Genomic DNA, 19,815 nt, shown 5'->3' with positions numbered 1-19,815 from the left:
GGTTTTTTGGCCTTGGGTTTTTCAATGGCTCAATCCGCTTTTATCCGCGCGCATCGGCTCTGATCCGCGTTCAACCGCGCCAGCGACCGAAGCGCCGGAAAAATCAGGCACGCGTGCCGCCGATGGTCATGGCGTCGATCTTGAGGGTGGGCTGGCCGACGCCGACGGGGACCGACTGGCCGTCCTTGCCGCAGATGCCGACGCCCTGGTCGAGTTCGAGGTCGCGGCCGACCATGCTGACGCGGGTCATGGCCTCGGGGCCGTTGCCGATCAGGGTGGCGCCCTTCACCGGCCGGGTGATCTTCCCGTCCTCGATCAGGTAGGCCTCGGTGGCCGAGAACACGAACTTGCCGCTGGTGATGTCGACCTGGCCGCCGCCGAAGTTCGGCGCGTACAGGCCCTTCTTAACCGAGGCGATGATCTCGGCCGGGTCGTAGTCGCCGGCCAGCATGTAGGTGTTGGTCATGCGCGGCATCGGCAGGTGCGCGAAGCTCTCGCGGCGGCCGTTGCCGGTCGGCGCCACGCCCATCAGCCGGGCGTTGAGCGTGTCCTGGATATAGCCGCGCAGGATGCCGTCCTCGATCAGCGTGGTGCACTGCGTGGGCGTGCCCTCGTCGTCGACGTTGAGCGAGCCGCGGCGCGCCGCCAGCGTGCCGTCGTCGACGATGGTGACGCCCGGTGCCGCCACGCGTTCGCCGATGCGGCCCGCGTAGACCGAGGTGCCCTTGCGATTGAAGTCGCCCTCGAGGCCATGGCCCACCGCCTCATGCAGCAGCACGCCCGGCCAGCCCGGGCCCAGCACCACCGGCAGCGTGCCGGCCGGCGCGTCGACGGCCTCGAGGTTGACCAGCGCCTGGCGCAGTGCTTCCTTCGCCACCGCGCGCGGCCGCCCGCCGGAGAACAGCTCGGCATAGGAATAGCGGCCGCCGGCGCCGGAGTAGCCCTGCTCGCGGCGGCCGTCGTGCTCGACGATCACCTGCACGTTGAAGCGCACCAGCGGCCGCACGTCGGACGCGAGCGTGCCGTCGCTGCGCGCCACCAGCACCGTGTCGACGCCACCGGAGAGGCTCACGACCACCTGCTTGACGCGCGGATCCTGCGCGCGCAGCCACTGGTCGACCTCGCGAAGCGCGTGGATCTTCTCGTCCGTGGCCATGCCGTCGATCGGGTCCACCGGCGCATAGAGTTCGCGCCCGCGCACCACGACGCGCTGGCCGCCCGCCGACTGGCCGCCGCTGCGGCTGATCGCGCGCGCGGCCGAGGCGGATTCGAGCAGCGCATCGGCGCGGATGTCGTCGGAATAGGCGAAGCCGGTCTTCTCGCCGCTCACCGCGCGCACGCCGACGCCCTGCTCGATCGAATGCGAGCCGTCCTTGACGATGCCGTCCTCCAGGCTCCAGCCCTCGCGCCGGCTGTGCTGGAAATACAGATCGCCGTAATCCACGCCCGGCCCCATCAGCCGCCCGAAGGCCGCGTCCAGGCCATCGAGGCCGAGGCCGCCCGGCGTGAGCAGGCGCGATTGGGCGAGTTGCAGGGTGTCGGTCATGGGCGTGGGCGACGTGCGGGAGTGATGATCAGGGTGACAGATGTGGGGGATGGGTGGGGTGATCAAGGGGTGGAAGACGGGAAAAGCGAGGAAATAGTGAAGAGGAGTTAGGAGATAGTGAGAAGCGGCGTTCGCGCGGCTGATCCGATGCGGCGTCCTCTTCCACTGGTTCCTGTTTCCTCTTCACTAGTTCCCATCCCCCCGGAAACCTCACCGAGCCACCCACTACCTCCTACCTCCTACCTCCTATCCACTATTTCCTAAGCTCCTCGCTCGCTAGTCCCCGCCGGCCACCGGCGGCCCCTTCTCCACCACTTCAATCACCGGCTCCTTCCACGGCCCGGTCACCCGGTACACCGTGCGCGCGGCTTGCTTGAGCGGTTTCTGCAGCACGGCCTGCGCGACCGCGCCGACCGCGGCGCCCACCGGGCCGCCGGCGATCGCGCCGATCGCGGGCAGCACGCCGCCGGCCTTGGGCAGCACCTCGATGCGCTGGTCGTACTGCTGCGCGCGCAGGTCGGTCGAGCCGCTGACGCGGATCTCGGCGGCGGGGCCGTTGATCTGCAGCAGGTCGGTGCTGGCGCGGCCGTCGGCGAACACGAATTCGCCCTGCATGGTGTTGAAGCCGAAGCCCTTCTCGAAGAAATCGCTGAAGTCGAGGCTGAGCCGGCGCGGGATCTCGGCGAGGCTGATCAGGCCGAGCACGCGCCCGCCGCCGCCGGGCTCGACCTCGAGCAGCTGGCCCTCGCCCACTTCGACCGACAGCTTGCCTTCGAAACGCGCCAGCGCGAAGGCGCCGGGCGAACCCGGCCAGTCACCCTCGAGCCGGCCGCGGGTCTCGCCGTCCTCGACCATGCCGGCAAGCCCGAAAGCCCCGAGCATGTCGCCCAGGCTGTCGGCGCCGAAGTCGACCGCGAAGCGCGAGCGGCTGCTGCCCTCGCCGGCGCGCAGCCATTCGCCGCGCGCGCGCAGCTGCAAGGCGTCCGAGGTGGTGTCGAAACGGTCGATGCGCAGGCCCTCGGGCATTGGCTGCGCCTCGAGCTCGGCCACGCCCAGCGCCAGCTGGCCCAGCCGCAGGTCCTGCACCCGGAAGCGCAGCGGCGGCAGCTTGGCCGGGTCGTCGCTGCGGCCGGCCTCGAGCGTCGCCCGTTGCTCGGGCGTGGGCTCGGGCTTCTCCGGCCAGTGCAGGCGCGCGAAGCGGCCGTCGATGCCTTGGGCCAGATCGCGCGGGATGTCGATCTCGCCCGCCACCGCGGGGCCCTCGAGCGACAGGCGCGTGCGCTCGGTCTCGCGCCGCAGCTGCAGGCGGGTGTCGGCGAAACGGGAGCCGAGCAAGTCGAGGTTGGCGACGCGCAGGTCCACTTCGCGCAAGCCGCCGGCACCCTCGCCCTTCGCCGCGAACGCGATCCAGCCGGCGGCGTCCAGGGTTTCGGTGCGGCCCAGCGCCACCAGGCCCTGCTGCGGCAGCGGCGGCTCCTCGCCCGGCCCGAACAGCAGCAGGCCGCCCATCGCATCGTCGCTGCCCATGCGCCCGCGCAGGCGCAGGGTGTCGCCGAGCTGCATGCGCACTTCGCCCCCCGCGAGCGGCAGCGGCGCCTGCAGCCGCAGCGGCCAGCGCGCCTCCGCCGGCTTGGCCAGCGGCGCCGGCAGCGCCACGGCGGTGCCGACCAGGTCGGAATTGATGGACAGCCGCGAGGGCGCCGCCGCCGCGCCCGGCGCCGACTGCGGGATGTCCACCGCCACGGTCCAGGTGCTGCGCCCGACCAGCCACGGGTCGAGCCAGGCCAGCGGCGGGTGCCTCGCGATCAGCTTCTGGGCCGGGAACGCGCCAACCAGGCTGGCGCGGGCCGCCAGCGCGGCGTCACCGGTGTAGTCCGCGCCGACCATCAGGCTGAAGCGCGCGGGCTCGCCCTCGAATTCGACCTCGAGGGCGTCGGCGATGAAGCCGCGGTCGCTGAAGCGCGTGCGCCCGTTCACTGCCTGCAGGTCGATGTCCCAGCGCGGATCGGACAGGCGCGCACCGGCAAGGTCGATGGTGCCGTCGATGCGGCGGCCGCCCAGGCGCGCGGCCAGCGGCAGGTCGAGCGACAGCCGCACTTCGGCCGGACCGCGGATGCTGGCGTTGAGCAGGTGCTCCTCGAAGCGCGCGCGCAGCGGACTCTCCAGCATCAGCGCCTGCAGCGAAGCGCCGTCGGCGGGCGCCTCGATGTCGAGCACCAGCCGCGGGTCGCGGAAGTCGGCGATGCCGCCCGCCACCCGGCGCACGCGGTTGCCCAGGATCATGCCCTGGCCCTCGAGCGTCATGCCCGGGCCGTCGAAGGCGACGTCGAGGTCCATCGCCTCGGCGTCCGGCCACTCGGGATTGAAGGCCACGCGCGCCTGCGAGACGCGGGCGCGGGCGTCGAAGCGTCCCTCGCCGTTGCGGAACGGCCAGTCGGCCAGGTCGCCGGCGAGCACGGCGCGGCCCTGTTCGACCGAGCCGTCGAGCAGCGCCCGGTCGAGCCACTCGATGGTCGTGGGCGGCATCTTGCCCTGCACCCAGAACTTGCCGGCGGCCGGCACCGGCGACGGATCCACGATCGCCGCGAGGTCTACCCGCGGCCGCCGGGCCTCGCCGGGGAAATGCAGCTCGGCGCGCAGCCGCGCCCCGAAATCGGCACCCCGGATGCGCAGGTCGCTGGCGCCCGCCGTCCACAGCCCACCCTCGCGCCACCAGCCCAGCGTGCCGCCCAGCCGGAAATCCAGCGGCTGGCGGAACTTCGGCCAGTCGAAACGCGCCGGCCCCTCGGCCAGGCGCAGCACGCCGCCGTCCTGGTCGTAGGCGACGCTGCCGCCCAGGCCCTGCACGCCCGGCTGGCCGCCGTAGGGCGCCCAGCCCACGGCGTCGATCCGCGCCGAGCCGGACCAGTCGCCCTCGCGGCCCTGCACCTGCACGTGGTGCAGCACGCCGTCGGGCGCCGCCTCGTGCAGCCACTGGCGCAGGCCGGCGGGCACGGCCGGGGCCAGGGTGGCAAGCGCGCGCGCCGGGGCCAGGTCCATGCGCGGCGCCTGCAGCGCGAAGCGCTCGCCGCCGGCCAGCCACAGGCCATCGAAGCTGTGCGGTTCGCGCCGCCCGCCCTCGTGGAAGTGCAGCTCGGGCGCGTGCAGCTGCCAGCCGTTCGCGTCGGCCTGCCAGCGCGCCAGCAGGTCGGCGCGCTCGAAGGCCACCGGCGGCGACGACAGCGCGTCGCCGCCGTCGCGGTGCCAGGGCGTGCGCGCCACCAGCGCGATCGGCGCGAGCTGGGCGCGGACGCGCACGTCCATGACCCGTTGGGTATCGATACGCGCCCAGAGGTCGACCGCGCCCTTGCCGGCCACCACCATGCCGGTGTCGGCCAGCAGCGGCGACCATTCCTCCAGCGCCAGCGGCTTGCCGCCGGCCCAGAGCAGGCCCGACCAGGTGCCGCGCTCGAGGTCGGCGACGGCCTGCAGCGGCGTGCCCTCGCGATCGGCCCAGGCGCGCACGCCGGCGAGCAGGCGATCGCCGCCGACGCGCAGGCGCAGGTCGACGCGCGGCAGCCGCAGTTCGCGCTTGAAGGCGGGCGAGCGCACCGCGAGGTTGGCGCGTTCCACCTGCAGTTCGCCCAGCGCTTCGAGCGTGTCGAGCGGATCGACCGCCGGATCGGGCTGGAACGGCAGGCCGACCATGCGCCAGCGGCGGTCCTCGCCCTGCTCCAGCACCAGCGAAAGCTCGCGCACCTTGAGTTCGGTCAGCGGCGCGCCGGGCAGCAGGCCCGAGTACACCGCCACCAGCAGTTCGGCGCGGCCGATGTCGAGGCGGCGGCCTTCGGGGCCGATGCGCAGCCCGTCGAGCGTGAAGCGCGGCCCGCGCCGGGTCCACTCGCCGCGCGCGGCGTCGAAGGCAACCGGCTGGCGCAGCCGTTCCGACAGCCAGCCGGCGATCTTGTCCGGGTGTCGCTCGACCAGCGGCAGCAGCTGGTTCAGGCCGCCGACCAGGGTGGCCGCGAGGATCAGCAGCACCAGCAGCCCGTAGCCGGTGAAACGGCGGGCATGGCGGATCCGGCGGCGCAGCGGCGAACTCATCCGCGGCTCAGAGCAGGACCACGTCGTACTGTTCCTGCGCGTACTGCTCGTCGGCCTGGAAGCGGATGGACTTGCCCAGGAACTCCTCGAGCTCGGCCACCGCGGCGGATTCCTCCTCGGTGATCTTGGTCACCACCCGCGGCGACGCGATCACCAGCAGCTGCGAGGCCTCGAACTGGCGCACGGCGCGGGTGATCTCGCGGAAGATCTCGTAGGTCAGCGTTTCCGGCGTCTTCAGCGTGCCGCGGCCGCCGCATTCGTGGCAGGGCTCGCAGAGCTGGCGCTCGAGGCTCTCGGTGGTGCGCTTGCGCGTCATCTCCACCAGGCCCAGCGGCGAGAACTCGTGCACCGAGGTGCGCGCATGGTCGTGCAGCAGGCCTTTCTCGAGCGTGCGCAGCACCTGGCGCCGGTGCTCGTCGTCGGTCATGTCGATGAAGTCGATGATGATGATGCCGCCGAGGTTGCGCAGCCGCAGCTGGCGCGCCACCGCCTGCGCGGCCTCGAGGTTGGTGCGGTACACCGTTTCCTCGAGGTTGCGCTGGCCAAGGAAGGAGCCGGTGTTGACGTCCACCGTGGTCATCGCCTCGGTCTGGTCGATGATGAGGTGGCCGCCGGACTTGAGCGGCACCTCCTTCTGCATCGCCCGCAGGATCTCGTCCTCGACGCCGTAGAGGTCGAAGATCGGCCGCTCGCCGGCGTAGTGCTCGATGCGCTCGGCCAGGTCGGGCATGAACTGGTTGGCGAAGGTCGTGAGCTTCTCGAAGGCCTCGCGCGAATCCACCCGCACCTTGTCCACGTCCTTGCGCATCAGGTCGCGCACCGCGCGCAGCGGCAGCGCCAGGTCCTCGTAGATGCGCTGGCCGACCCGGGTGCTGGCGCTGGCGGCGCGGATCACGCCCCAGGCGCGCTGCAGGTAGGCCACGTCCTCGGCCAGCGCCTCGTCGGGCTGGCCCTCGGCATTGGTGCGCACGATGTAGCCCTGGCCCGAGCCGTTCGCCAGCGACGCCATCAGGGCCTTGAGCCGCGCGCGCTGCGCCTCGTCCTCGATGCGGGCCGACACGCCCAGCACGCGCGAGTGCGGCAGGAAGACCAGATAGCGCGACGGGATCGAGAGCTGGGTCGTGAGCCGCGCGCCCTTGCTGCCGATCGGGTCCTTGACCACCTGCACCACGATCTCCTGGCCTTCGTGCACCAGCGAGTTGATGGTCGGCGGCGGACCGGGCGGCGGCGGCGCGTCGTCGCCCTCGCCGGCCAGCGCCGGCTTGAGGATATCGGAGGCGTGCAGGAACGCCGCGCGGTCCAGCCCGATCTCGACGAAGGCCGCCTGCATGCCGGGCATCACCCGCTGCACGCGGCCCTTGTAGATGTTGCCGACCACGCCGCGGCGCGAGGCGCGCTCGATGTGCAGTTCCTGCAGCATGCCGTTCTCGACCACCGCGACGCGGGTCTCGCGCGGGGTGACGTTGATCAGGATTTCCTCGGACACGCGGTTCCCCGGTTCAGTGCAGGAGCCCGAAGCCGCGCAGCAGGCGCGCGGTTTCGTGCAGCGGCAGTCCCATCACGCCGGTGTAGCTGCCGGCGAGGTGGGCGACGTGGGCGCCGAAGCGGCCCTGGATGGCGTAGGCACCGGCCTTGCCGAAGCAGTCGCCGGTGGCCACGTAGGCGGCGATCATCGCCTCGTCGAGCGGCTCGACGCGGACCTCGGAGACGCAGGTGGCGTTCGCCTCGCGGCCGGCGCTCACCAGCCAGACGCTGGACACCACGCGGTGGGTGCGGCCCGAGAGCATGCGCAGCATGCGCGCGGCGTCGTCGGCGTCGGCCGGCTTGCCGAACACCTGGTCGCCCAGCACCACTTCGGTGTCGGCGCCGAGCACCACCGCGTCCTTGTTCGCGACCACCGCCAGCAGGCCGGCGCCGGCCTTTTCGCGGGCGACGCGGCGGACGTAGTCATCGGGCGGTTCGCCGGGCAGGCGCTGTTCGGGAACGTCCACGTCGAGCAGGCCGAACGCGAGGCCCAACTGGGCCAGGAGGTCGCGGCGGCGCGGGGATTGCGAGGCGAGATAGAGCATCGCCCAAGCATAGCCGCTGGCACCGTCCGCGGGCAGTTCCCCGGCGGGAGGCTTCAGCGGGCAGCCGGTCGCGTCAGGCGCGGTGGTAGGGGTGGTTGGCGAGCAGGCTGGCGGCGCGGTAGAGCTGTTCGGCCAGCACCAGCCGCACCAGCATGTGCGGCAGCGTCAGCGGCCCGAGCGACCAGCTTTCGCCGGCCGCGGCGATCACTTCGGGCGAATGCCCCTCGGGCCCGCCGACCAGGAAGGCCAGGTCGCGGCCCTGCTGGCGCCAGTGTTCCAGGCGCTGCCCCAGCTGCTCGGAGGAATACGGCTTGCCGCGGCCATCGAGGGTGACGACATGCGCGCCGCGCGGCACCGCCGCCAGCACGCGCTCACCCTCCTCGGCCATGGCCCGCGCGGCATCGCGGCCCTTGCCGCGCATCCCCGGCGCCACCTCCACCAGCTCCAGCGGCAACCAGTGCGACAAGCGCTTCTGGTACTCACCAAACCCCGCGGCCACCCACTCCGGCGCCCGCTCCCCCACCGCGATCAGCCGGGCCTTCATCGGTGATGGGGCGCCAGGGGAATGAACGCGGATAAAGGCGGATGCACGCGGATAAAAGCGGATTGACTGAACAAGGAATTCATCCGCTCTTATCCGCGTGCATCCGCTTTGATCCGCGTTAGATACGAAGCGCCTGCCAGCGCGAGGACTAGACCGTCGCGGAGTCTTCGGGCGGCTGGTCGCCGACGGTCCAGAGGCGCTCGAGGGCGTAGAACTCGCGGACGCGGGGCAGCATGACGTGGACGATGACGTCGCCCAGGTCGACCAGCACCCACTCCGCCTCGCGCTCGCCTTCCACGCCCAGCGGCATCACGCCGCACTTCTTGGCGAACTTGACCACTTCGTCGGCCACCGACTTCACGTGGCGGGTCGAGGTGCCCGAGACCACGACGAGGTAGTCGGCGATGCTGGTCTTGCCGCGCACGTCGATCTCGACGGCATCCTTGGCCTTCATTTCCTCCAGCGCCAGGTGCACCTGCTTGAGGATGGCTTCCGGCGACGGGGCCGGGTCGGGCATCTGGGTCTTGATGACGTGGGCTTGGGTGGTCAACGTGGCGCTCGAATCGGAAAGACGGGCCGCATTATACGCCCGCCGGGCCCGGGCCGCCCCGGTAGAGCCCTTCCCGGGCGATGTAGGCCGCCACTGCCGGGTCCAGCCAGCCCGCGCGGCCGCCGGCCCCGGCGAGGCCGCGACGCACTTCCGTGGCCGAGGCCGGGTGCAGGGCCATGTCCAGCCTGAACAGCCGGCCGGCCGGCGCGGCCGCCAGGTCGGCGGGAGCCTCGCGCCAGCGGCCGGCGCAGGCCGCGGACAGCGCCGGCGGCAGCGGGTCGAGCGCGTGCCCGGGGCGCACCGCGACGACGAAATGGGCCAGCCCCAGCAGCGCCTCCCACTCATGCCAGGTCGGCAGCCCGCGGAAGGCGTCGGCGCCCAGCACCCAGGCCACGGCCGCGGTGGGCCCGGCCTCGGCGCGCAGGTCGCGCAGCGTGCGCACCGTCCAGGACGGCCCCTCGCGCCGCAGTTCACGGGTGTCGATGCGGAACCCGGGCTCGCCGGCCAGGGCCAGCTCCAGCATCCGGGTGCGCTGGGCGGCGCTGGCGCCGGGCGCGGGGCGATGCGGCGGATCGGCGGCGGGCACGAAGGCCGGGGCGGTGCCGAAGGCCTCGCGCACCGCCCGCGCCACAGCCAGGTGGCCGGCATGGACCGGGTCGAAGGTGCCGCCGTAGTAGAGCGCCAGCGTCACGACGCCAGCAGGCCGCGCGCGCGCGCGTCGGCGATCGCCGCCAGCAGCCGCTCCAGGCGCAGCCAGGGATCGCCGCCGCCGCGGCCCTTGGCGGCGCGGTCGATGGCGCCGCACTCGGCCACGAAAGCCTCCCAGCGCGAGGGCGGATGCCGCTCGATCGCGCGCCGGTACATCGCCTGCTTGCTGTCCCAGACCCGCGCGTCGCGCATCGCCGACATCACGTTGCCGGACTCCGCCGCGCGGGCGAGCGCGCACAGCGCCAGCACCTCCTTCGCGACCATCGGCATCAGGCCCGCCACCTGGTCACCCTCGGCGCGCAGCGCGGCCAGCATGCGCACCGCGCGCGCGGCATCGCCGGCCAGCGCGGCATCCACCAGCTTGAACACGTCGAAACGCGAGGAGTCCGCGACCAGCTGCTCCATCTGCGCCTCGTCGATCGCCTGCGCCGCGGCGCCGCGGCCGGTGCCGACCAGCAGCGCCAGCTTGTCCACCTCCTGCGCGGCCGCCAGCAGGTTGCCCTCGACCCGGTCGGCCAGCCGCTGCACGGCGTCGGGCGTGGCCACCAGGCCGCGGCCGCGCAGGCGGCGCTGCAGCCAGTCGCCCAGTTCGTGCGTCTTCAGCGGATAGATCGGCAGGAAATGGCCCGCCTTCGCGATCGCCTCGCTCCACTTGCCGGCGTGGGCCTTGCTCCAGTCCTGCGCGGTGATCAGCAGCACGGTGTCGGGCGGCGGGTTTTCGCAGTACTCGCGGATCGCCTCGCTGCCGTCCTTGCCCGGCTTGCCGGTGGGCAGGCGCAGGTCGAACACGCGGCGGCTGGCGAACAGACTCAGCGAGGCCATGCCGCGGCTGAGCGTGTTCCAGTCGAAGCTGCCCTCGGCGTCGTAGACCTCGCGCTCGGTGTAGCCCTCCTCGCGGGCGCGGGCGCGGATGGCGTCGGCGGCCTCCTGCACCAGCAGCGGTTCGCCGCCGGCCACCAGGTAAACCGGGCGCAGCGGCTCGCCGGCGAGCTGGCGCTCCAGGCGGTCGGCGCGCAGCTCCATCAGTCGGCGCGCAGCACCGCGTCCAGGCGCCGCAGGATCGCGGCCTGCATCTCGCGGCGCAGCTCGTCCTGGATCAGGGCCTGCTCGGCCGGACTGCCGGCGGAGGCGACGCTGTCGTAGGTGTATTCGCGCGACAGCTCGACGTCCTGGGCCGGCACCCGCACGGCGCCGTCGGCGCCGACCAGGTCGAAGCGGACGCGATAGGTGGTTTCGTACTCGCGCACCTGGGCCAGGCGGTCGAGCGCCAGCGGGCGGGTGCCGAGCGACTCGGACAGCACGCGCAGCTGCGCGGACGGCTGGCCTTCGACGGCGGGCGCGGCGCCGGCGCGGGTGAGCGCCACCGACAGCCCCTGGCCCAGCGGGCTGTAGGGATCGCTGGTGGACACCTTCACCGGGCCGAGCTCGTCGGCGAGCGCGAGCGAGGCGCGCGGGCGGAAACCGCAGGCGGTGGCGACCGCGAGCAGGCAGACCAGGACCAGTAGACGCTGCATCAGCTTCACCCCGCGACGATGTTGACGATCTTGCCCGGCACCACGATCACCTTGCGCACGGCCAAGCCTTCCAGGAACTTCTGCACGTTGGGCTCGGCCAGGGCCAGGGCCTCGATCGTGTCCTTGCCGGCATTCACCGACACCTCGATGGTACCGCGCAGCTTGCCGTTCACCTGCACCGCCAGGGTGGCGGCCTCGCGCACCAGCGCGGCGGGGTCGGGCTGCGGGAACGGCACGTCCTCGAGCGTCACCTCGGCGTGGCTCAGCCGCTGCCAGAGCGCGTGCGAGGTGTGCGGCGTGATCGGGTTGAGCAGCAGGGTCACGGCCTCGAAGGCCTCCTGCCGCAGCGCCCGGCCCGGCGCGCTGGCGTCGTCGAACTTCGCGATCGCGTTGAGCAGCTCCATCACCGCGGCGATCGCGGTGTTGAAGGTGTGCCGGCGGCCGTAGTCGTCGCCGACCTTCTGGATGGTCTCGTGCACCTGGCGGCGCAGCGCCTTCTGCGCGCCGTCGAGCGCGGCGGCGTCCAGCGCCGGCGCCGGGCCTTCGGCCACGTGCTTCTGCACCTGGCTCCAGAGCCGGCGCAGGAAGCGGGCCATGCCCTCGACGCCGGCCTCGTTCCACTCCAGGCTCTGCTCGGGCGGCGCCGCGAACATCGAGAACAGGCGCACGGTGTCGGCGCCGTAGCGGTCGACCATGGTCTGCGGGTCGACGCCGTTGTTCTTCGACTTCGCCATCTTCTCGGTGCCGCCGATCTGCACCGGCTGGCCGTCGCTGCGCAGCACGGCGCCGGTGGCGTGGCCCTTGGCGTCGCGCACCACGTCGACGTCGGCCGGGTTGAACCAGTCGTTCGGCGCGCCCGGATTCTCGCGGAAGAAAGTGTCGGCGACCACCATGCCCTGGCACAGCAGGTTGGTGGCCGGCTCGTCCGACTTCACCAGGCCCGCGTCGCGCATGAGCTTGTGGTAGAAGCGGAAATACATCAGGTGCATGATCGCGTGCTCGATGCCGCCGATGTACTGGTCGACCGGCAGCCAGTAGTTGGCGCGCGCGTCCACCAGGTCGGTGGCGCCCGGCGAGGTGTAGCGCGCGTAGTACCAGCTCGACTCCATGAAGGTGTCGAAGGTGTCGGTCTCGCGCTCGGCGGCGCCGCCGCAGCCCGGGCACGTGGTCTTGCGCCACTCGGGGTCGGCCTTGATCGGCGAGGCGACGCCGGTGAAGGCGACGTCCTCCGGCAGCTTCACCGGCAGCTGGTCCTCGGGCACCGGCAACGCACCGCACTTTTCGCAGTAGATGACCGGGATCGGGCAGCCCCAGTAGCGCTGGCGGCTGACGCCCCAGTCGCGCAGGCGGAAGTTGACGCGGCGGCGGCCGAGGCCTTCCCCGGCCAGCTTTTGCGCCAGTGCGTCGAACGCGGCCTGGTAGCCAAGGCGATCGAGCGCGCCGGAATTGACCACGTGCATGCGCGGGTCGGCCTTGTCGGCGTACCAGTCCTGCCAGGTGTTGGTGTCGTAGGTTTCGCCCTCGATCGCGACCACCTGCTTGATCGGCAGGCCGTACTTGTGCGCGAACTCGAAGTCGCGCTCGTCGTGGCCCGGCACGGCCATCACGGCGCCGGTGCCGTAGCCCATCAGCACGAAGTTGGCGATCCACACCGGCACCTTCTCGCCCGACACCGGGTGCACCGCGTGCAGGCCGGTGAAGATGCCCTTCTTCTCCTGCGTCTCGAGCTCGGCCTCGGACACGCCGCCGCGGCGGCACTCGTCGATGAAGGCGCGCACGGCCGGATTGCCCGACGCCGCCCATAGCGCCACCGGGTGTTCGGCTGCGACGGCGACATAGGTAACGCCCATCAGCGTGTCGGGGCGGGTGGTGAACACTTCCAGCGGCTCGGCCAGGCCGTCCACGGCGAAGCGGATCTCCAGGCCCTCGCTGCGGCCGATCCAGTTGCGCTGCATGGTCTTGACCGCCTCGGGCCAGCCGGACAGCGTGTCCAGGCCGTCCAGCAACTCCTGCGCGTAGTCGGTGATCTTGAGGAACCACTGCGGGATCTCGCGCTTTTCCACCAGCGCTCCCGAGCGCCAGCCGCGCCCGTCGATCACCTGCTCGTTGGCGAGCACGGTGTGGTCCACCGGATCCCAGTTCACGACCGAATTCTTGCGGTACACCAGCCCTTTCTTCATCAGGCGGGTGAACATCAGCTGCTCCCAGCGGTAGTACTCCGGGGTGCAGGTGGCGAACTCGCGGGTCCAGTCGTAGGCGAAGCCCAGGCGCTGGAGCTGGCCGCGCATGTGCTCGATGTTCTTGTAGGTCCACTGCGCCGGCGCGGTCTTGTTCTTGATCGCGGCGTTCTCGGCAGGCAGGCCGAAGGCGTCCCAGCCCATCGGCTGCAGCACGTTGAAGCCCTTCATGCGCCGGTGCCGGCTGATCACGTCGCCGATGGTGTAGTTGCGCACGTGGCCCATGTGCAGCGCGCCCGAGGGATAGGGCAGCATCGAGAGGCAGTAGTACTTCGGGCGCGAGGCGTCCTCGCGCACGGCGAAGGCGGCCGTGGCCTGCCAATGGGTCTGCGCGGCGGCTTCCACCGCCTTCGGGTCGTAGGCGCTGGGGTCTTGGATGTCGGACATGGGTTTGGGGCGGGAAAAAACAGGCCGCCAGCGTAACAAATCGGCGCCCGCCCGGGCGAAAGAACGGGGTCAGGTTCACTTCTCCCGAGTTGGCGCCGGCAACGGGGCCGGATGTAGGGAGAAGTGAACCTGACCCCGTTCTTTCCCGGGTACCATCGGGCGTCCATTCCAAGGGGAATCCGATGCGCCCGATCCGTGCCCTGTTCCCGCTCGTGCTGTTCCTGGCCATGCCGGCCATGGTCCAGGCCGAGGTCCTGGCCCTGCACTGTGGGCAGCTGTTCGACAGTGCCGCCGGCCGCAACCGCGCCGAGCAGACCATCGTCGTCGCCGAGGGCAAGGTCCGCGAGGTCCGGGCCGGCCTGGCCGCGGTCGACGGCGCCCGCTCGGTGGACCTGCGCGGCCACACCTGCAGCCCTGGCTGGATCGACCTGCACGTGCACCTGGGCAACCAGTCCAGCGCCCAGTCGTATTCGGAAGGTTTCCGGCTCAACCCGGAGTTCACCGTCCTGCGCTCGGTCGGCTATGCCCGCAAGACCCTGCAGGCCGGCTTCACCACGGTGCGCGACCTGGGCGGCGAAACCACCCTGGCCTTGCGCGACGCCATCGCCCAGGGGCTGGTCGAGGGGCCGCGGGTGTACGCGGCCGGCAAGTCCATCGCCACCACCGGCGGCCACGCCGACCCCACCAACGGCATGAACCACCTGCTGGAGGACGCCATCGGCGAGCCCGGCCCGGCCGAGGGCGTGATCAACAGCCCCGAGGAGGCCCGGCAGGCTGTCCGCGAGCGCTACCAGGATGGCTCCGACGTCATCAAGATCACCGCCACCGGCGGCGTGCTGAGCTATGCCAGGAGCGGCGACGGCCCGCAGTTCACCGTGGACGAAGTGCGGGCCGTGGTGGAGGCCGCCAATGACTACGGCTACCGGGTAGCGGCCCACGCCCACGGCAAGGAGGGCATCCGCCGCGCCATCGTCGGCGGCGTGACCTCGATCGAGCACGGCACCTACATGGACGACGAGATCTTCGCACTGATGAAGAAGAACGGCACCTGGTACGTGCCGACCATCAGCGCCGGCCGGTTCGTGGCGGAGAAGGCGAAGATCGACGGTTTCTACCCCGACGTGGTGCGGCCCAAGGCCGCGCGCATCGGCGCACTGATCCAGACCACCTTCGGCCAGGCCCACCGGGCCGGCGTGCGGATCGGCTTTGGCACCGACGCCGGCGTAAGCCTGCACGGCGACAACGCCGACGAGTTCCTGTTCATGGTCGAGGCTGGCATGCCCGCCGCGGCCGCGCTGCAGACCGCGACCGTGAACGCCGCCGAGGTGCTCGGCGTCACCGACATCGGCCAGCTCGCGCCGGGCTTCCGCGCCGACGTGGTCGCGATGCCGGGCGACCCCCTGGCCGATATCCAGGCGGTCAAGGCCGTGGACTTCGTGATGAAGGACGGCGTGGTCTACATCCAGCCCTGAGGCCGCGTGGCGGGCTCAATCCCGCCACTCGAACACGTCCTGCACGCCCACGCCGAACACGCGCGCGATCCGGAACGCCAGCTCCAGCGACGGCGCGTACCTGCCGGCTTCGAGCGCGATGATCGTCTGGCGCGTGACCCCGGCGCCGCGCGCCAGCGCTTCCTGCGTCAGCTCGCCGTGCTCGAAGCGCAGCCGCCGGATGTGGTTGACCAGCGCGGTTCCGGTCACGCGCGCCGGTCCAGGGCGTAGCGGACGACGCTGTAGCCAAACTCGGTGATGAAGCCCAGCAGGATCGCGTACAGGAGCAGGTGCGCGATGGCTTCGTGCGACGCCCAAGCCAGGTGCTCGGCGGGTGAGCCCGCGAGCATCGCCAACACCGTGAACACCAGCAGCGCCAGCGCTGAGCGCCCCCAGGCGACCGCGCGGGCCTGGATGTCGCGATCGCGCTCGTCCGACTGGATCCGCTGCTTCCAGCGCCGGTCGATGGCCCAGCCGATGCCGCCGATGGCGATCACCAGCAGGTAGCTGCGCCCCACGATGCGCTCGAGTTCGCCCGCGCGCAGCACGCCCAGCAGCTCGCCCGATTCCACCACCACGCAGGCCAGGATCACCGTGCTGACCAGCAGGTTGCCCCAGGCCCGGCCCTCGGCGGGCGAGATTGCCTCGTCGAGCTTGCTGGCGGGCAAGGTGCGCAGGGCGACGAGGGCGGCGATCGCGGCCAGCGCCACCAGCGCGAACCCGAGGCTGCCGGCATCCGCGCCCAAGACCCGCGCTGGCCCGCCCAGCTGCAGCCACACCCCCGTCCCCGCGAGCAACAGCCAGCCGACCACCCACCCCCTGTTGAACTGCATCGTCTGCTCCGGCGTACTAAATGTACGCTGTAATTTACATTCGCAGCGAGCAATGTCAAGTACAGCGTACATTCGCTTGTGTCCCCGCCGGGCTGGCACCATCTCGGCGCCATTCCCGCCGCTACCGGATCCGCCATGACCGCCGACAACCCCCACGTCTTCGACGCCAGCCTTGCCCAGTTCGAGCAGGAGGTCCTGCTCCGATCCAAGGAAGTGCCGGTGCTGGTGGACTTCTGGGCGACCTGGTGCGGCCCGTGCAAGACGCTGGGCCCGGTGCTGGAAAAGCTGGCCGCGGAGTTCAACGGCGGCTTCCTGCTGGCCAAGGTCGACGTGGACAGGGAACAGCAGCTCGCCGGCTACTTCCAGATCAAATCCGTACCGACCGTGATGCTGCTCAAGGATGGCCAGATCGTCGACGGATTCCCGGGCGCCCTGCCCGAGGGCCAGCTTCGCGAGTTCCTGAAACACCACGGCGTCGAGGCCAAGGCCCCGGCCGAAGTCCCCGAGCCGGAGGCCACCGCACCGGCCGACCCGCACGAGGAAGTGGTCCGCCTGCGCGCGCTCACGCTGGCCGAGCCGGACAAGGACGAGCACCGGCTGGACCTCGCGCTGGCCCTGCTCAACACCGGCGCGGTCGCCGAGGCCGAACAGCTGCTCGACGCCCTGCCCGCCAACCTCGCCCAGGACGACCGCGCGCTGCGCGGCCGCGCCCGGCTCGGCTTCGCCGCCCTGCTCAAGGATGCGCCGCCGGCGCCGGTGCTCGAGGCCGCCATCGCCGCCAACCCGGCCGACCTGCGCGCGCGGCACCTGCTGGGCGTGCGCCTGATCGTCGCCGGCGACGCCGCCGCGGCGATGGACCAGTTCCTGGAGATGCTGCGCCGCGACCGCGGCTTCGAGGACGGCCTGCCGCGCAAGGCGCTGATCGATGCCTTCCGCGTGGTCGAGGACGAGGACCTGGTCGGCGCCTACCGGCGCAGGATGGCCTCGGTGCTGTTCTGATGAAAGCCGCCAGCCTGCGCCGTTACATGAACTTCTGGCCGCCGTTCCTGTTCTCCGGCATCCACATCACCCGCTTCAGCGAAGACTTCCGCCACGTCCGGGTCGAGCTTCGGCAGCGATGGTACAACCGCAATTACGTCGGCACCCATTTCGGCGGCAGCCTGTTCGCGATGACCGATCCGTTCTGGATGATCATGGTCCTCAAGCGCCTGGGCAGCGATTACCTGGTCTGGGACCAGGCCGCCGACATCCGGTTCGTCAAACCCGGCCGCGGCACGGTGGCGGTCGAGTTCGACCTGGACGAGGCGACGCTGGACGAGATCCGGACCGCGGCGGCCGGCGGCGAGAAGGTGCTGCGCTGGTTCGCGATGGACGTCCGGGACGAGGCGGGCGATGTCGTGGCCGAGGTCCGTAAGCAGGTCTACGTGCGCCGCAAGCGGCGCGGCGCCGGGCCCGAAACCGCGGAAGCGTGACCCGGTTCACACTTTCACAAATGGCTTGCCTGAACGGCCGGACGCCGTATGCTGGCCCTCCCGGCCCCCCGCCCTGCCCCCGACCGCGACATGCAGCAGGAAGAAGAACTCTCCCCTGACGAGCTGACCGCGCTGCTCTCGAGCTACATGCCCGAGATCCCCGGCTATCGCGTGCTGCGCCGGATCGGCAAGGGCGGCATGTCCCAGGTCTACCTGAGCGTGCAGGAGTCGCTGGACCGCCAGGTGGCCATCAAGGTCATGTCGCCGGCCGCACTCACCGACGAAATCTCCAAGCAGCGCTTCGAGCACGAGGCGCGCACCATCGCCAAGCTCGAGCATCCCTGCATCGTCGGCATCCACGAGGTCGGCCGCACGCGCCAGGGGCTGCTGTACTACGTGCTGCCCTACCTGGCGAAGGGCCACCTGGGCCAGCGCGATTTCACCCACGACGAAGCGCGCGCGATCGAGGTGCTGCGCTCGCTGCTCTCGGCGCTGGAGTACGCGCATGCGCGCGGCATCGTCCACCGCGACGTCAAGGCCGAGAACGTCCTGTTCGACAACGCCGACCGGCCGCTGCTCACCGACTTCGGCATCGCGCTGAGCAAGCGCGACCAGACCCGCATCACCACCGCCGGCCTCGCGGTCGGCAGCGGCGGCTACATGGCGCCGGAGCAGGCCCGCGGCGAAGTCGTCGATGGCCGTGCCGACCTCTACAGCGTCGGCGTGCTGGCCTACGAACTGCTGATGGGCCGCCTGCCCTACCAGGCCGCCGATCCGCTGGCGCTGGCGCTGATGCACGCCCAGGACCCGGTGCCGCGGCTGCCGCCCGAGAAGAAGCACTGGCAGCCCTTCCTCGACCGGGCGATGGCCAAGTCGCCGGACAACCGCTATCGCAATGCGCAGCAGATGCTGAGCGCGCTCAACCAGATCGCCAACGGCAAGCCGCCCGAGCCGGCGGTGGACCTGGCCAGGATCAAGGGCAAGCTGGCGCCGCACTGGAAGCCCGCGCTGGCGGCGGTGGCGGGCGTGGCCCTGGTCGCCGTGCTGTTCGCCTGGTTCTCGCGCGACCGCGCGGAGGCGCCGGCCGGCAGCGATTTCTTCACCGTCGAGGACAGCCCGGCGGCCGCACCCGCGGTTACGGCACCGGCGGCTGCGCCAGAGGCTGAACCGGCGGCCGAGCCTGTCGCTGCGCCAACCGAAGCCGCGGCCCTGCCGACGTCCGCGTTCGCAGGCGTCAACGCCGAAGTCACCGTGACGGCGCTCGATTACGACCCCACCCGTGCCGGTGCCCGCGAGCTGTCCGCTGCGCGCCGCCAGATCGACCGCCAGCGGCTGAGCCTGCCGCCGGGCGACAACGCGATGGAATCGCTGCGCGCCGCCCGCGCGCTGGCGCCGCGCGAACCGGCCATCGCCCGCCTGTCCGACGAAGTGATCGCGTTCTACGCCGGCCGCATCGTCACCGCGGCCGAGGCGGGCAAGGACGCCGAGGCCGTGGACGACCACGCCCGCGTGGCGCCCTTCGTCGAGGAGATGGCGCGCGCCGACGCCCGGCCGTGGACTTCCATGCGCGAAGCGCTGGTGCCGGTGCTGCTGGCCCGCCTCCAGGCCGGCCTCCAGGCCGTGGATGGCGAAGCCGTGGACCGCACCAAATCCCTGGCCGGCACGCTCGGCATCGCGTCGAGCCAGCTCGAGCCCGCGTGGTCGCAGGCGGTGCAACTGCCCAAGGCCGGCGACCCGATCGACGACAAGGGCGTGGCGATGGTGCTGGTGTCGCTGCCGCGCGACGGCCGCCCCGGCCTGGCCGCGATGCGCGCGGAGGTGACGCGCGCCGAATACGCCGCCTTCGACGCCGCCACCCGCCGCGCCGACGCCCGCTGCCGCAACCGCATCGCGCCGATTTCGCTCAAGCGCCGCGGCTGGGACGAGCCCGGCTTCAGCCAGGCTGGCAGCCACCCGGTGGTCTGCGTCAGCTACGACGACGCCCGCGCCTACGCGCAGTGGCTGGGCAGCCGCACCGGCGAAACCTATCGCCTGCCCACGCGCGCCGAATGGGTGCCGCTGGCCAGCTACCGCGGCTCCGGCAACGCCTGCCGCGACGGCCGCATCGCCTGTGGCAACGAAGGCACCGTGGCCGCCAGCCAGGGCCCGGCCAGCCACCTCGGCCTGACCGGCCTGCGTGGCAACGCCCGCGAGTGGCTGTCCGACTGCGACCGCGGCTGCACCCGGCGCCTGGCCGGCGGCATCGGCTGGCGCGACCCGGCGGCCCGCGCCAACCCGACCGGCACCAATGATTTCGACGCCGACACCGGCTTCGACGACATCGGCTTCCGCCTGGTGCGCGAAGTCACCGCCGAGGAACTGGCCGCGCGCTGATTGCCCTAC

The 19,815-nt window shown here is 71.7% G+C and carries 16 protein-coding genes; 4 read left to right on the top strand and 12 right to left on the bottom strand.

The genetic code is table 11. The features are described 5' to 3' along the window. Nucleotides 1-103: 103 nt before the first annotated feature. From tldD to leuS, 10 genes are all read right to left on the bottom strand, one after another. The gene (gene tldD / locus N787_RS06405) at nt 104-1,546 is read right to left on the bottom strand and encodes a metalloprotease TldD (RefSeq protein ID WP_034211833.1); all 1,443 of its coding nucleotides are present in this window, start codon (nt 1,544-1,546) and stop codon (nt 104-106) included. Between the two features lie 276 nt (nt 1,547-1,822). After that, nucleotides 1,823-5,629 (bottom strand): YhdP family protein, encoded by a 3,807-nt coding sequence (locus N787_RS06400; protein ID WP_034211832.1) that lies wholly within the window; start codon nt 5,627-5,629, stop codon nt 1,823-1,825. Nucleotides 5,630-5,636: 7 nt separating this feature from the next. Further along, complete coding sequence (gene rng, locus N787_RS06395; protein ID WP_034211830.1) at nt 5,637-7,115, bottom strand: ribonuclease G; 1,479 nt, start codon at nt 7,113-7,115, stop codon at nt 5,637-5,639. A gap of 13 nt (nt 7,116-7,128) precedes the next feature. Continuing rightward, nucleotides 7,129-7,698, bottom strand: coding sequence for a Maf family protein (locus N787_RS06390; protein WP_034211828.1), 570 nt, complete (start codon nt 7,696-7,698; stop codon nt 7,129-7,131). 73 nt (nt 7,699-7,771) lie between these two features. Further along, nucleotides 7,772-8,242 (bottom strand): 23S rRNA (pseudouridine(1915)-N(3))-methyltransferase RlmH, encoded by a 471-nt coding sequence (gene rlmH / locus N787_RS06385; protein ID WP_034211826.1) that lies wholly within the window; start codon nt 8,240-8,242, stop codon nt 7,772-7,774. Between the two features lie 148 nt (nt 8,243-8,390). Next, entirely contained in the window at nt 8,391-8,792 is a 402-nt protein-coding gene (rsfS, locus tag N787_RS06380) for a ribosome silencing factor (protein WP_034211824.1), read from the bottom strand. 31 nt (nt 8,793-8,823) lie between these two features. Beyond that, nucleotides 8,824-9,483 (bottom strand): nicotinate-nucleotide adenylyltransferase, encoded by a 660-nt coding sequence (nadD, locus tag N787_RS06375; protein WP_034211822.1) that lies wholly within the window; start codon nt 9,481-9,483, stop codon nt 8,824-8,826. Next, nucleotides 9,480-10,523, bottom strand: coding sequence for a DNA polymerase III subunit delta (gene holA, locus N787_RS06370; RefSeq protein ID WP_034211820.1), 1,044 nt, complete (start codon nt 10,521-10,523; stop codon nt 9,480-9,482). The genes nadD and holA overlap by 4 nt, the downstream gene beginning before the upstream one ends. Beyond that, entirely contained in the window at nt 10,523-11,014 is a 492-nt protein-coding gene (locus N787_RS06365; RefSeq protein ID WP_034211946.1) for an LPS-assembly lipoprotein LptE, read from the bottom strand. The genes holA and N787_RS06365 overlap by 1 nt, the downstream gene beginning before the upstream one ends. Nucleotides 11,015-11,019: 5 nt before the next feature. Continuing rightward, on the bottom strand, nt 11,020-13,638 hold the full coding sequence (gene leuS, locus N787_RS06360) for a leucine--tRNA ligase (RefSeq protein ID WP_034211819.1): 2,619 nt from the start codon (nt 13,636-13,638) through the stop codon (nt 11,020-11,022). 182 nt (nt 13,639-13,820) lie between these two features. Here leuS and N787_RS06355 point away from each other — a divergent pair, with 182 nt between their 5' ends. Then, entirely contained in the window at nt 13,821-15,110 is a 1,290-nt protein-coding gene (locus N787_RS06355) for a metal-dependent hydrolase family protein (RefSeq protein WP_052575206.1), read from the top strand. Nucleotides 15,111-15,125: 15 nt separating this feature from the next. Here the strand turns inward: N787_RS06355 and N787_RS06350 are convergent, their stop codons facing one another. Further along, nucleotides 15,126-15,338, bottom strand: coding sequence for a helix-turn-helix transcriptional regulator (locus tag N787_RS06350; protein WP_034211817.1), 213 nt, complete (start codon nt 15,336-15,338; stop codon nt 15,126-15,128). Then, complete coding sequence (locus N787_RS06345; protein ID WP_034211815.1) at nt 15,335-15,961, bottom strand: hypothetical protein; 627 nt, start codon at nt 15,959-15,961, stop codon at nt 15,335-15,337. The genes N787_RS06350 and N787_RS06345 overlap by 4 nt, the downstream gene beginning before the upstream one ends. Nucleotides 15,962-16,096: 135 nt before the next feature. Here N787_RS06345 and trxA point away from each other — a divergent pair, with 135 nt between their 5' ends. The 3 genes from trxA (at nt 16,097) to N787_RS14275 (ending at nt 19,806) form a co-directional block, all read left to right on the top strand. Next, a complete protein-coding gene (gene trxA, locus N787_RS06340) occupies nt 16,097-16,960 on the top strand; it encodes a thioredoxin (RefSeq protein ID WP_034211813.1) in 864 nt (287 codons plus the stop codon). Continuing rightward, nucleotides 16,960-17,433, top strand: a complete 474-nt coding sequence (locus N787_RS06335; RefSeq protein ID WP_034211811.1) for a DUF4442 domain-containing protein — start codon at nt 16,960-16,962, stop codon at nt 17,431-17,433. Before trxA ends, N787_RS06335 begins: the two co-directional genes overlap by 1 nt. A gap of 90 nt (nt 17,434-17,523) precedes the next feature. Beyond that, a complete protein-coding gene (locus N787_RS14275; RefSeq protein ID WP_169742290.1) occupies nt 17,524-19,806 on the top strand; it encodes a bifunctional serine/threonine-protein kinase/formylglycine-generating enzyme family protein in 2,283 nt (760 codons plus the stop codon). Nucleotides 19,807-19,815: the final 9 nt, after the last annotated feature.

It is taken from the genome of Arenimonas metalli CF5-1, assembly GCF_000747155.1.
GTDB classification, from domain to species: Bacteria; Pseudomonadota; Gammaproteobacteria; order Xanthomonadales; family Xanthomonadaceae; genus Arenimonas; species Arenimonas metalli.
Note: the sequence above shows the minus strand (reverse complement) of the source record. Positions and strands in the feature narration are given on the sequence as shown.

Bases quoted from the DNA above. Each gene is read 5' to 3' on its own strand.
- tldD (WP_034211833.1), bottom strand. From the start codon at position 1,546: ATGACCGACACCCTGCAACTCGCCCAATCGCGCCTGCTCACGCCGGGC.
- N787_RS06400 (WP_034211832.1), bottom strand. From the start codon at position 5,629: ATGAGTTCGCCGCTGCGCCGCCGGATCCGCCATGCCCGCCGTTTCACC.
- N787_RS06390 (WP_034211828.1), bottom strand. From the start codon at position 7,698: ATGCTCTATCTCGCCTCGCAATCCCCGCGCCGCCGCGACCTCCTGGCC.
- rlmH (WP_034211826.1), bottom strand. From the start codon at position 8,242: ATGAAGGCCCGGCTGATCGCGGTGGGGGAGCGGGCGCCGGAGTGGGTG.
- holA (WP_034211820.1), bottom strand. From the start codon at position 10,523: ATGGAGCTGCGCGCCGACCGCCTGGAGCGCCAGCTCGCCGGCGAGCCG.
- N787_RS06365 (WP_034211946.1), bottom strand. From the start codon at position 11,014: ATGCAGCGTCTACTGGTCCTGGTCTGCCTGCTCGCGGTCGCCACCGCC.
- leuS (WP_034211819.1), bottom strand. From the start codon at position 13,638: ATGTCCGACATCCAAGACCCCAGCGCCTACGACCCGAAGGCGGTGGAA.
- N787_RS06355 (WP_052575206.1), top strand. From the start codon at position 13,821: ATGCGCCCGATCCGTGCCCTGTTCCCGCTCGTGCTGTTCCTGGCCATG.
- N787_RS06345 (WP_034211815.1), bottom strand. From the start codon at position 15,961: ATGCAGTTCAACAGGGGGTGGGTGGTCGGCTGGCTGTTGCTCGCGGGG.
- trxA (WP_034211813.1), top strand. From the start codon at position 16,097: ATGACCGCCGACAACCCCCACGTCTTCGACGCCAGCCTTGCCCAGTTC.
- N787_RS06335 (WP_034211811.1), top strand. From the start codon at position 16,960: ATGAAAGCCGCCAGCCTGCGCCGTTACATGAACTTCTGGCCGCCGTTC.
- N787_RS14275 (WP_169742290.1), top strand. From the start codon at position 17,524: ATGCAGCAGGAAGAAGAACTCTCCCCTGACGAGCTGACCGCGCTGCTC.